Raw genomic sequence first — 12,547 nt, 5'->3', positions numbered from 1 at the left:
AAAGCGTTCGCGCTGTCTGTGGATAACAAATAAAACAACGCGGCAGCCCGATTACCCAAATCTATGTTCATAACTTTATTTTGAGCTTTAAAAAAGTTGTCCACATGTGGACAACCAATAAATGTACATGGCTTTCTAACATATTACAATAGCATAAAACGGCTGAAATCAAAAGACACAGCGCTTCGCCTTAATAAAATTCCGCTTCAAAAGTTCACAAAGCTTTTTGTATTGGCTTGGTTTAACGCGAAATCTCCGTATTTCCGGCTTTCCAACAATTCAAATTTCATTTTTCATGCAGAAACTGAAACTTCCCTATCTTTTTAATCACTGCAGCCGCTTAGCTATATAAGAAATACAGAGATTTCGGGAAAACCATAGAAATTCTTGTTTGAAGCAGCATATTCGGCATAAAAAAAACCGCCAGATCGGCGGATTCAAGCTTATTTATGAGGTTCAATGACCAAATAACGGTTCGGATCTTTTCCTTCAGAATGCGTATCAATGTCTAGACGTCTTGATAACGCCTGATGAATGACTTTTCTTTCATAAGAAGGCATCGGTTCGAACTGTACACGCCCACCAGTCCGGATCGCTTTGTCCGCCATCCGGTCTGCCAACTGCTCCAGCGTCTCCTGGCGGCGCTCCCGGTAATTCTCAGCGTCCAATTCGACCATCATAAACTGATTTGAGTATTTATTGGCAACAAGCTGTGCCAATTGCTGAAGGGAGTTCAAGGTTTGTCCCCGTTTTCCGATCAGCATCGCCACTTTTTCGCTTTCCAAGTAAAAATTCACTTTTTTCCCACGCTGCTCATGCGTAATCGATAAGTCCTCAATTTTCATGCCTTCCGCAATGGATTGGATGTAATTTTTTGTCTCTTGGATTGCTTGTTCATTGGAAAGAACCGGAATCGCTTCCTCTTCTTCCTCTTTTTCAGGCAATAATTCAGGTTTCCCCTGAATTTCTTCAAGTTTTTCTGATGTTTCATCCAGCGATTTTTCCGAAATCGGCATTTTTTCGATTACTGTGACTTCAACTTCTGCTTTTTTGGCCCCAAATCCGAAAAAACCCTTTTTCTGCTCCTGGATAATCTTGATGCTCACTTCTTCACGTGTAACTTGGAGTTTTTCTAATGCTTCAGATATCGCGTTTTCAACAGTTAAACCCGTCTGCGTAATCTGTTTCACTTTTTAACCCCTCCTGCTTTCGTTTTAACAGGTTGCTGCACTTCTTTTTTCTCCCATGGACGGTAGATGAACAGGTTTTGAATAAGTGAAATGATATTTCCAATAACCCAGTAAAGTGTCAATGCGGACGGCAAGATAATACCAAATCCAATGATCATTACCGGCATGAAATACATCATGATCTTCATTTGTGGATTGTCCATAGCTGGTCCAGTCCGCAAAACGATAAACTGCATCAACCCTGCGATTACCGCTAAAATAATGCTTGGCTCTGCCAATGGGAAGATGAGAAACGCTCCCAAATCGATTTCAGGTGTATTGTTCATTCGGCTGATTGCGTGATAGAACCCAATCAAGACAGGCATTTGGATCAAGACAGGCAAACAACCTGCCATCGGATTAACGCCTTTTTCCTGGAACAACGCCATCATTTCTGTTTGGTATTTCTGTTGCGTTACAGCATCTTTCGACTTGTACTTTTCTTTTAACTTAACAAGTTCAGGCTGTACTTCCTGCATACGCTTCGAACTTTTCGTTTGTTTGATCATCAATGGAAGCATTACCAATCTGATGATGATCGTAACGGCAATAATCCCGAAGCCATAAGTTCCCAGTAAATTCTTGAAGTACGTGATGGCTGATACTAACGGCCAAACGATAAATTCGTTCCAAAACCCTTCACTCTGGTCACTGATTGGCTGATCAAACTCCGTACAGCCGGAAAGCAGCAACGTAACTGCAATCAGTGAAATAAGTAAAACTAATTTCTTATTCACCCTTCTTCCCCCAAACTAATTTCAATTACTTCTATAATGACATCTATTCGGCACGGTCTTCTACTTCTTGGGTAATGCACGTGCTATTTTCAATACGTGTTCAAGACTTTTCTTGCTTTCATGAAAATCCAATGTGGCCGCCTGTGGTCGGGCGATGATAATGTAGTCTGCATTCGGCAGCAAATCGTCCTTCAATTCCAGGAACGTTTGCCGGATATACCGTTTAACACGGTTGCGGGCTACTGCATTTCCTACTTTTTTGCTGACGGACAATCCCAGGCGAAATTCGGGCTGCTCACCTTTTAATACGTAAACAATAAACTGCCGATTCGCAAAAGATTTTCCTTTTTTGAAAACATGCTGGAACTCTTTGTTCTTCTTGATCCGTTGGTGCTTGTTCATTCTTTCACCTGCTTATTTTAATGCCTCTCCGCTAAAACGCAGCAGAAAAGAAAAAAAGACCACTGATGCGGTCAGTGGACTTAAGCTGATAATACTTTTCTTCCTTTGCGACGGCGTGCAGCGATGATTCTGCGTCCGTTTTTTGTGCTCATACGTGCTCTGAAGCCGTGTACTTTGCTGTGCTTACGTGTATTTGGTTGATATGTGCGCAATGTCATTATAAGACACCTCCTATATAAAGAGTTAACTATTTTTCTAAAGACAGTCTCGACTATTATAAAGGCGCACGGGTATAAATGTCAATATCTTATTGTAAAACCTCTTCAGATCCTCTTCTTCTCCATCTCTTAAGTTATACACAGTTTCTTTTTTTATCCCTTGATCCCCTGTGCATTAATTTTTTCTAAAAAATAATTATCCACATGCCTTATCTACAGTTTTTTAACATAAGAACTCCTTGTGGATAGATCCAATGTGAACAAAAAAAGAAATGTGGATAACTTAAAGAACTTCTTGTGTTGTCTCATCTTTTTTGGTAACATTAACTTGTTTTCACTTGTTAACAGTTTTCACCCTAAATAAGTTATCCACAAATTGTGGGTAAGGTGTGGATAGTTATTCACCACCTTGTTTGCAAATGTTATCCACAAGCTGTGGTTTTGTGTATGGTATACTCTAAAATATAATTGCATATAAAGGAGACGAGCTATTGGAACACTTAGACGAACTATGGTCGAGTGTCTTAGCCCAAGTTGAAACCAAAATCTCCAAACCAAGTTTTGAAACATGGTTAAAATCGACAAAGCTTTTATCCTACCAGGATGATACAGTCACTATTTCAGCGCCTAATTCTTTTGCACGTGATTGGTTGGAAAACCATTACGTCCATTTGATTACAGGGATCTTATCGGATTCCACCGGCGATGATATGATGATTAAATTTGTTGTGCCAAAAGATCAGGATATGGATGATTTTCAACTCCCTGCACCTCGCATTAAACCGGGGCAAGACCAGCAGCAAGAGTTTTTGCCTGGTATGCTGAACCCTAAATATACTTTTGACACATTTGTCATTGGTTCAGGTAACCGCTTTGCCCATGCCGCCTCTTTGGCCGTGGCCGAAGCTCCAGCAAAAGCTTATAACCCGCTGTTTATCTATGGGGGAGTAGGACTTGGGAAGACACATTTAATGCACGCAATCGGACATTATGTCCTCGAACACAACCCGAATGCTAAAGTGGTTTACTTATCTTCGGAAAAATTTACGAACGAATTCATCAATTCGATCCGTGACAATAAAACTGGAGAATTCCGCGATAAATACAGAGGTGTCGATATTCTTTTGATTGATGACATCCAGTTTTTAGCGGGCAAAGAGCAGACCCAGGAAGAATTCTTCCATACATTCAACACGCTGCATGAAGAATCCAAACAGATCATCATTTCGAGTGATCGGCCGCCAAAAGAAATTCCAACACTGGAAGATCGGCTCCGCTCCCGCTTTGAATGGGGCTTAATCACTGATATTACCCCGCCTGATCTGGAAACACGCATCGCCATTTTGCGCAAAAAAGCAAAAGCTGATGGTTTGGATATTCCAAACGACGTTATGACCTATATTGCCAACTCCATCGACTCCAATATCCGTGAATTGGAAGGGGCTTTGATCCGTGTTGTGGCTTACTCCTCTCTCATCAACCGTGATATGAGTGCAGAATTGGCAGCTGAAGCCTTAAAAGACATCATGCCGAATTCCAAGCCGAAAGTGATTACGATTTTGGACATCCAAAACGCGGTCGGTGAGCAATTCAACGTCAAACTGGAAGATTTCAAAACAAAACGCCGCACCAAGGACATTGCTTATCCGCGCCAAGTGGCGATGTATTTGTCCCGTGAAATGACCGATTTCTCTTTGCCGAAAATTGGTGAAGAATTCGGAGGCCGTGATCATACGACGGTTATTCATGCGCACGACAAAATTTCTAAGATGCTGAAAGACAATCAACAGCTTCAGCAAGATGTAAAAGACATCAAAAGTTCACTCGGCAAGTAAAATTCCTTGTGGATAACCCAATAAATAAGCAAGCAGTTTATGCACAGACTGTCTACATGTGGATAAGCTGCTTTTATTGACTTTAAAGGGCTTATCCACATATTCACAGGCCCTACTACTACTATTACTTTAAAAGCCTTTAAATAAAATATATATATAAGCGAGGTTCGAGAATGAAATTCGAGATAAAACGTGAGCGACTAGTTGAAGGATTAAACGATGTAATGAAAGCAGTAAGTTCAAAAACGACCATTCCGATTTTGACGGGAATTAAAATGGACGTTTCTTCTGAAGGAATGAGATTGACAGGAAGTGATTCTGACATCACGATCCAAACGTTTATTCCAGCTGAAGAAGATGGAGAGCAGATCATCCAAGTAACCGATGGAGGAAGCATTGTTCTTCAAGCCAAAGTTTTTGGTGAAATCATCCGTAAATTGCCAACAAATGAAGTGGAAATCGAAATCACAGGAAATTTCCAGACTCATATTCGTTCAGGGAAGTCTGAATTCCATTTAATCGGGTTGGATGCAATGGATTATCCACAATTGCCTGATATTCAAGATGATCGCCTGTTTACCATTCCAGCAGATCTATTGAAGACCATTAACCGAGAAACTGTATTTGCCGTATCAAGTTCTGAAACACGTCCTGTACTGACAGGCGTCCATTGGGAAGTCAAAGACGGGGAGCTGGTTTGTGTAGCAACTGACAGCCACCGTTTGGCACGCCGCAAAACAAAACTCGAAACTTTGCCAGAAGGGGAATACAGTGTGGTCATTCCCGGCAAGAGTTTGACTGAATTGAATAAAATTCTGGATGACACTTCTGAAGCAGTGGAAATCGTCATGACCAACCAGCAGGTTCTCTTCAAATCCAAACACATTTTATTCTTTTCCCGTCTATTGGAAGGGAACTATCCGGACACCAGCCGCCTGATTCCGGCAGAATACAAAACAACTGTCACTGTAAACGGCCGTTCATTGCTTCAGGCAATTGACCGTGCATCCTTGCTGGCAAGAGAAGAACGCAATAACGTTGTACGCTTCTCCACAAATTCCGGCAGTGAAGTTGAAGTTTCATCTAATTCTCCGGAAGTCGGGAAAGTAGAAGAGCAGCTTCAAGCACAAAGCATCGAAGGAGAAGAATTGAAAATCTCTTTCAGTGCCAAATTTATGATGGATGCATTGAAAGCGATCGATGGACAAGATGTCGTCATCCAGTTCACTGGAGCGATGCGCCCGTTCATTTTAAAATCGGCATTGGATGATTCAATTTTGCAGCTTATTCTTCCCGTCCGAACCTATTAAATTTAAAACAGACCCTCAGGATAGCCATATAGGCTATCCTTTTTACTTTTTAGCTAAAATAGGGTAAAATAAAGGGATAGACTATGAATCGAAGGATGAGTGCATTTTGAGAGAAATCGGGATTGAGACTGAATATATTACGCTTGGCCAATTATTGAAAATGACAGACACGATAAGTTCTGGCGGAATGGCCAAATGGTTCTTAGGCGAACACGAAGTTTTTGTAAACGGGGAAGCTGAAAACCGCAGAGGCCGCAAATTGCGCCCTGATGATCTGGTCAACATTCCAGGGTTTGGAGATTTTCGTATCGTGACGGCTGAAGGCATGAGCTTCGATGCGGATTGACCGCCTCGAGCTTGTCAATTATCGAAACTACGAAACGCTGGAACTGGAGTTTTCTCCAGACATCAACGTCTTTATAGGAGAGAATGCACAAGGAAAAACCAATATCATGGAATCCTTGTATGTTTTATCCATGGCTAAATCCCATCGCACTTCCAATGACAAGGAATTGATACGCTGGGACGCCGAATATGGTAAAATAAAAGCTGATGTTTACCGTAAATACGGCAAACTGCCCCTTGAAATTACATTGTCAAAAAAAGGGAAGAAAGCGAAAGTCAATCATTTGGAACAACGCAGGCTGAGTGATTATGTCGGCCAATTGAATGTCGTGATGTTTGCTCCTGAAGATCTGCATCTTGTAAAAGGCAGTCCACAGGTCCGCAGACGGTTCATTGATATGGAAATTGGACAAATTTCTCCAGTTTATCTGCATGATTTAGTAACTTATCAAAAACTCCTCAAACAAAGAAATCATATATTAAAGCAACATTATGGGAAACAAACAATCAATGACGTCATGTTTGACGTTTATACCGAACAATTTATCGAGTCGGCTGTCAAAATCATCCGCAAGCGGTATCAGTTTATGGAGCTTTTGCAGAAGTGGGCTGAACCGATCCATCACGGCATTTCCCGGGGGCTGGAACAACTTGAAATCCGTTATCAGCCGATCAACGGTTTAAAGCCCGACTGGACGCCTGAGGAAATGGCGTCTTTTTTAGAGCAGAAATTGGCAGAGGTCCGAAAACGAGAAATCGAACGTGGAGTGACACTGGTGGGTCCACACCGTGATGAACTTCAATTTTTCGTGAATGGTTATGATGTCCAGACTTACGGCTCACAGGGACAGCAACGCACCACTGCATTGTCTCTGAAATTGGCGGAAATCGAATTGATCAAGCAAGAAGTCGGAGAAGCGCCGATCCTGTTGCTGGATGACGTCCTTTCCGAATTGGATGATTACAGGCAATCGCATTTATTGAATACGATCAAGGGGTCTGTCCAAACGTTTGTCACAACAACCAGTGTGGAAGGCATCCAGCACGAAACGATTCAAAGTGCCCGCTTGTTTGAGGTTTCTGCCGGGACAGTCAAGAAGTGAAAACAAATGCCTTATGCACCCGCACATATCCTTTGAATAGCTGAGCCGTCATTTAATAAGAAAATCAGATGCCGGCTGTTTTTGTGCGGCTGCTTGTCTGTTTGGAAATCAAGAGTTTGTTTATACAAGAGAAAGAAATGCGTAAGAAAGAGCAGGTGAATGGAATGTCTATGGAAGAAAAAGGTCTACAGGAATCATATGAAGCCAATCAGATTCAAGTATTGGAAGGATTGGAAGCCGTTCGTAAAAGACCGGGTATGTATATCGGTTCTACGGGTTCAAGAGGACTTCACCATTTGGTTTGGGAAATCGTTGATAACAGTATAGATGAGGCATTGGCAGGTCATTGTACAGAAATCCAAGTCTCAATCGAACCGGACAACTGGATTCGCGTAGAAGACAACGGACGCGGAATCCCTGTCGGCATGCAGGAAAAAATGGGGCGCCCGGCAGTTGAAGTTATTATGACGGTATTGCACGCTGGCGGTAAATTCGGGGGCGGCGGTTACAAAGTATCCGGCGGCCTCCACGGTGTTGGGGCTTCGGTCGTCAACGCTTTGTCTGAAGTTACGGAAGTATACGTCAACCGTGACGAAAAACGCCATTACATCAAGTTCGAACGTGGTGCCGTAACAGAAGATCTTCACGTGATCGGTGATTCAGAACATACCGGCACAACGATTCGTTTTAAAGCAGATTCTGAAATTTTCAAAGAAACGACCGTTTACGAGTTTGATATTCTTGATCACCGCCTTCGTGAGCTTGCCTATTTGAATCGCGGCTTGAAAATCGTGGTAAGAGATGAGCGTGAAGGTGAAGAGAAAGAGAAGAACTATCATTTTGAGGGCGGCATCAAGTCCTATGTCGAACACTTGAATAAAACAAAAGATCCACTTCATGAAGAAGCGATTTTCGTTGAAGCCGAAAGAGAAGGAATCACTGTTGAAGTAGCTATGCAATACAATGCCGGCTATGCAGCGAACATCTTTTCATTCGCCAACAACATCAATACCCATGAAGGCGGAACGCACGAATCGGGCTTTAAAACTGCTTTGACTCGTGTGGTCAATGATTATGGCCGCAAAAATGGCATGTTAAAAGAGCAGGATCTTAACTTGACGGGTGACGATGTGCGTGAAGGCTTGACTGCCATCATTTCCATTAAGCATCCGGATCCACAGTTTGAAGGCCAGACAAAAACCAAACTGGGCAATACGGAAGTCAGCACAATCGTCAATAATTTATTCTCTGGCGGATTTGAGCGGTTCTTATTGGAGAATCCTTCCGTTTCGCGAAAAATTGTTGAAAAAGGCATCATGGCTTCCCATGCACGGATGGCCGCTAAAAAAGCACGTGAATTCACGCGCCGCAAATCCGTGCTTGAAGTATCCAGTCTTCCAGGTAAATTGGCAGATTGTTCATCACGGGATCCGAAAGTCAGTGAAATCTATATCGTTGAGGGCGACTCAGCCGGCGGTTCTGCAAAATCAGGGCGTGATCGCCATTTCCAAGCGATCCTGCCGCTTCGTGGGAAAATCCTCAACGTAGAAAAAGCCCGTCTTGACCGGATTCTTACCAACGCTGAAATCCGCAACATCATTACAGCGCTTGGAACAGGGATTGGCGAGGAATTCAATTTGGAAAAAGCACGCTACCATAAAGTCGTCATCATGACCGATGCGGACGTCGATGGTGCCCATATCCGCACCTTGCTGCTGACGTTCTTTTTCCGCTACATGCGTCCATTGCTTGAAGCAGGCTATATTTATATTGCCCAGCCGCCTTTGTTCCAAATCAAACAAGGCAAGCACGTGGATTATGTTTACACAGACCAACAGTTAAAAGAGGCGCTTGAAAAATTGTCTCCGACACCGAAACCGAATATTCAACGATATAAAGGGCTTGGAGAAATGAACGCTACACAGCTATGGGATACGACAATGGATCCGGATGTTCGGACATTGCTCCAGGTGACATTAAACGATGCGATGGTGGCGGACGAAACTTTCCATATCCTAATGGGAGACGACGTCGAACCACGCCGTAACTTTATCGAAGAAAATGCGAAATACGTTAAAAATTTGGACGTTTAAGTGATAGAGAGTTGAGAGGAGGCTGCAGGTATGGCTGAACGGCCTAGCAGTGGTGTTGAAGAAATAAATATAAGTACGGAAATGCGGACTTCATTTTTGGATTACGCAATGAGCGTTATCGTTTCCCGTGCTTTACCGGATGTGCGTGATGGACTGAAACCTGTCCATCGCCGCATTCTTTATGCAATGTACGATTTAGGGATCACTTCAGACAAAGGCTATAAAAAATCAGCGCGTATTGTCGGAGATGTTATTGGTAAATACCATCCCCACGGTGACACAGCTGTTTATGAAACAATGGTCCGCATGGCACAGGATTTCAGCTACCGTTATATGCTGGTAGATGGACACGGTAACTTCGGGTCGGTTGATGGCGATTCAGCAGCTGCGATGCGTTACACGGAATCCAAAATGTCGAAAATTTCCATGGAATTGCTCCGTGATTTGAACAAAAACACAATTGATTACAGAGACAACTACGATGGACAAGAAAAAGAGCCGGTTGTTTTGCCGAGCCGTTTCCCGAATTTATTGGTCAACGGAACTTCAGGCATTGCAGTTGGTATGGCTACCAATATTCCCCCTCATCATTTGGGTGAAACCATTGATGCTGTTTTAGCATTGGCTGAAAACCCGGCAATTACTACGGAAGAGCTGATGGAATTCATTCCAGGACCTGATTTCCCGACCGGCGGCATCATCCTTGGGCGCAGCGGCATTCGCCGTGCCTATGAAACGGGCAAAGGTTCCATCCTGATCCGTTCAGTAGTCGATATTGAAACAAAAGCCAACGGCAAGGAAGTCATCATCGTCAACGAAATTCCTTTCCAGGTGAATAAAGCCCGGTTGATCGAAAAAATTGCCGAGCTTGTACGCGACAAGCGGATTGATGGCATCACCGACCTTCGGGATGAGTCTGACCGCAACGGCATGCGCATCGTTATTGAAGTGCGCAGAGATGCGAGTGCGAGTGTGTTATTGAATAACTTGTACAAACAAACCGCTATGCAGACAAGCTTCGGTATTAATATGCTGGCGCTTGTAGACGGCCATCCAAAAGTTCTTGGCCTAAAAGAAATTCTGTTCCACTACCTGGAACACCAAAAAGTAGTGATTCGCCGCCGTACGCAATTTGAATTGACGAAAGCGGAAGACCGCGCACATATCCTTGAAGGACTGCGTATTGCATTGGACCACATTGATGCAATCATCGCCTTGATCCGTGGATCACAGACTGCTGAGCAGGCACGCAATGGGCTGATGTCCGACTTTAACTTGACTGAACGCCAATCTCAGGCCATTTTAGATATGCGCCTACAGCGTTTGACTGGATTGGAAAGAGACAAAATTGAAGAAGAATATCAAGCTCTTGTCAAATTGATTGACGACCTTAAAGAGATTTTAGCGAATGAATACCGCATTCTTGAAATCATCCAGGAAGAAATGCTTGAAATAAAAGAACGTTTCAGCGACAAACGGAGAACTGAAATCACAACCGGCGGAGCGGAAATGTTTGAAGACGAAGATTTGATTCCAGTGGAAGCATCTGTATTGACGCTGACGCATAATGGCTATATCAAACGTCTTCCAGCCAATACTTACCGCAGCCAGAAACGTGGAGGGCGCGGCGTGCAGGGAATGGGTACAAACGAAGATGATTTCGTCGAACATTTGCTGTACACGTCTACTCACGATACGATCCTGTTCTTCACCAACAAAGGGAAAGTATACCGTAAAAAAGGCTATCAGATTCCTGAATACGGCCGTACTGCCAAAGGCTTGCCATTGGTCAACTTGTTGGAAATCGGCAAGGAAGAGAAAGTCACAGCTGTTATTCGTGTCAACGAATTCAAAGAAGATGCATTCTTCTTCTTTACGACGCGTGAAGGAGTCAGCAAACGGACGCCTGTGACGAATTATGCCAACATTCGCCAAAACGGTTTGATTGCCATCAGCCTTCGTGAAGAAGACGAACTGATTTCAGTGAAGCTGACAGACGGCAATAAGGAAATGGTCATCGGTACTAGAGACGGTGCCTTGATCCGATTCCCTGAAACCGATATCCGCAGCATGGGCCGAACTGCCAGTGGCGTTCGGGGCATCCGTCTTCGTGAAGGAGATGCAGTGGTCGGCATGGAGATTTTGGATCCAAACGACAATGTATTGGTCATCACGGAAAAAGGATACGGCAAACAGACGAAAGAATCCGAGTACCGCGTTCAATCCCGAGGCGGTATGGGAATCAAGACTTGCCAAATCACCGACAAAAACGGACCTCTTGTTGCGGTACGGACGGTGAATGGAACAGAAGATATTATGCTGATTACCGTCAATGGCATTTTGATCCGTATGGATGTCAACGATATTTCAACGACGGGCAGAAGCACACAAGGAGTTCGCTTGATCCGATTGGGTGAAGACGAAATTGTGGCAACTGTAGCTAAAGTGAAGAAAGATATTGAAATGCCTGACGATCTGGAAGACATCGATGAAGATGTTGAGAAAACTTTGATCGAAGAAAGTGCTGAAGCAGATGTTTTCCAAGACGAAGACGTTGTAGCTGATGAGAAGATTGATGATATAGAAGAAACTCCAGAAGAAGACGAAGAATAATTGAATTTTTGCAGCCGGCTGATCATATTCAGCCGGCTTTTTTTTATGGAAACAGCGAGCAATGAAAGAATGCGGACATTCTCGCCTGCAAGAGCGGGAACTGCAGTTCAGCCATGGCTTTTGATGCGTGGCAGGAAGACGAAGGGAATTTCTTGAGGCGATAAGAATTTTCTTAGCTGAAACACTGGCAGTTTAGAGAGTTATGCGGTGAGAATGAATCTTCCGGATTGAACAAACGGATTAGAGTCGTACGAATGCAGTAGCGTCTGTTTCTTCTATCATTAAGAGAAAAAGAAAAGTAATTGAGAGCTTTCGTTTTTATAAAAGCCGGAATTCTATAGAACATGATGGTCCAGTCTTTGAAAGTTGGACTGTTCGGCGCCGCCTTGTAGTTGATCAGTTTTTGGTAGCCAGCGAGCTTTTCGGTAAAGTCTTTCTTTTGCAGTAAGACAGCAACAGCACATGCTGCAAAGATTATAGAGTGGATCCTGCGGTATCTGCAGACTGGATCAAGGCTTTACTGCAAGCCTTATTCTTTGGCAAAACTTCAGTTTTTTCATTTTCATCACAGGCTTTTTATTAGTTTTAAAGTTTTTTGCAGAAAGTGTTGACTTCTATTACGTGAGCATGGTATATTAGTTGAGTCGCCAATGAGCGCGGCA

10 protein-coding genes are annotated in these 12,547 nt (G+C 43.4%); 6 read left to right on the top strand and 4 right to left on the bottom strand.

Annotated features, from left to right (window positions below):
- Positions 1 to 443: 443 nt before the first annotated feature.
- The 4 genes from jag to rpmH form a co-directional block, all read right to left on the bottom strand.
- On the bottom strand, positions 444 to 1,190 hold the full coding sequence (gene jag / locus QMA04_RS00050) for an RNA-binding cell elongation regulator Jag/EloR (RefSeq protein WP_290183524.1): 747 nt from the start codon (positions 1,188 to 1,190) through the stop codon (positions 444 to 446).
- On the bottom strand, positions 1,187 to 1,966 hold the full coding sequence (yidC, locus tag QMA04_RS00045; protein WP_191714529.1) for a membrane protein insertase YidC: 780 nt from the start codon (positions 1,964 to 1,966) through the stop codon (positions 1,187 to 1,189). Before yidC ends, jag begins: the two co-directional genes overlap by 4 nt.
- Before the next feature lie 60 nt (positions 1,967 to 2,026).
- Positions 2,027 to 2,368 carry a ribonuclease P protein component gene (gene rnpA, locus QMA04_RS00040; RefSeq protein WP_191714528.1) on the bottom strand — a complete coding sequence of 114 codons (342 nt, stop codon included), beginning with the start codon at positions 2,366 to 2,368 and terminating at the stop codon, positions 2,027 to 2,029.
- 80 nt (positions 2,369 to 2,448) lie between these two features.
- Positions 2,449 to 2,586, bottom strand: a complete 138-nt coding sequence (gene rpmH / locus QMA04_RS00035) for a 50S ribosomal protein L34 (RefSeq protein WP_038705267.1) — start codon at positions 2,584 to 2,586, stop codon at positions 2,449 to 2,451.
- A gap of 491 nt (positions 2,587 to 3,077) precedes the next feature.
- Here rpmH and dnaA point away from each other — a divergent pair, with 491 nt between their 5' ends.
- The 6 genes from dnaA (at position 3,078) to gyrA (ending at position 11,885) form a co-directional block, all read left to right on the top strand.
- Complete coding sequence (dnaA, locus tag QMA04_RS00030) at positions 3,078 to 4,421, top strand: chromosomal replication initiator protein DnaA (RefSeq protein WP_191714527.1); 1,344 nt, start codon at positions 3,078 to 3,080, stop codon at positions 4,419 to 4,421.
- A gap of 173 nt (positions 4,422 to 4,594) precedes the next feature.
- Positions 4,595 to 5,731 carry a DNA polymerase III subunit beta gene (gene dnaN / locus QMA04_RS00025; protein ID WP_203340396.1) on the top strand — a complete coding sequence of 379 codons (1,137 nt, stop codon included), beginning with the start codon at positions 4,595 to 4,597 and terminating at the stop codon, positions 5,729 to 5,731.
- 106 nt (positions 5,732 to 5,837) lie between these two features.
- The gene (yaaA, locus tag QMA04_RS00020; RefSeq protein ID WP_146555346.1) at positions 5,838 to 6,077 is read left to right on the top strand and encodes a S4 domain-containing protein YaaA; all 240 of its coding nucleotides are present in this window, start codon (positions 5,838 to 5,840) and stop codon (positions 6,075 to 6,077) included.
- On the top strand, positions 6,067 to 7,179 hold the full coding sequence (gene recF / locus QMA04_RS00015) for a DNA replication/repair protein RecF (protein ID WP_191714525.1): 1,113 nt from the start codon (positions 6,067 to 6,069) through the stop codon (positions 7,177 to 7,179). Before yaaA ends, recF begins: the two co-directional genes overlap by 11 nt.
- A 164-nt stretch (positions 7,180 to 7,343) precedes the next feature.
- Complete coding sequence (gyrB, locus tag QMA04_RS00010) at positions 7,344 to 9,272, top strand: DNA topoisomerase (ATP-hydrolyzing) subunit B (RefSeq protein WP_191714524.1); 1,929 nt, start codon at positions 7,344 to 7,346, stop codon at positions 9,270 to 9,272.
- Between the two features lie 30 nt (positions 9,273 to 9,302).
- Positions 9,303 to 11,885: a DNA gyrase subunit A gene (gene gyrA, locus QMA04_RS00005; protein ID WP_191714523.1), complete on the top strand. Its 2,583-nt coding sequence runs from the start codon at positions 9,303 to 9,305 to the stop codon at positions 11,883 to 11,885.
- Positions 11,886 to 12,547 lie beyond the last annotated feature (662 nt).

The organism is Planococcus sp. APC 3900, from assembly GCF_030407735.1.
GTDB classification, from domain to species: domain Bacteria; phylum Bacillota; class Bacilli; order Bacillales_A; family Planococcaceae; genus Planococcus; species Planococcus notacanthi.
Note: the sequence above shows the minus strand (reverse complement) of the source record. Positions and strands in the feature narration are given on the sequence as shown.

Bases quoted from the DNA above. Each gene is read 5' to 3' on its own strand.
- rnpA (WP_191714528.1), bottom strand. From the start codon at position 2,368: ATGAACAAGCACCAACGGATCAAGAAGAACAAAGAGTTCCAGCATGTT.
- rpmH (WP_038705267.1), bottom strand. From the start codon at position 2,586: ATGACATTGCGCACATATCAACCAAATACACGTAAGCACAGCAAAGTA.
- dnaN (WP_203340396.1), top strand. From the start codon at position 4,595: ATGAAATTCGAGATAAAACGTGAGCGACTAGTTGAAGGATTAAACGAT.
- recF (WP_191714525.1), top strand. From the start codon at position 6,067: ATGCGGATTGACCGCCTCGAGCTTGTCAATTATCGAAACTACGAAACG.
- gyrB (WP_191714524.1), top strand. From the start codon at position 7,344: ATGTCTATGGAAGAAAAAGGTCTACAGGAATCATATGAAGCCAATCAG.
- gyrA (WP_191714523.1), top strand. From the start codon at position 9,303: ATGGCTGAACGGCCTAGCAGTGGTGTTGAAGAAATAAATATAAGTACG.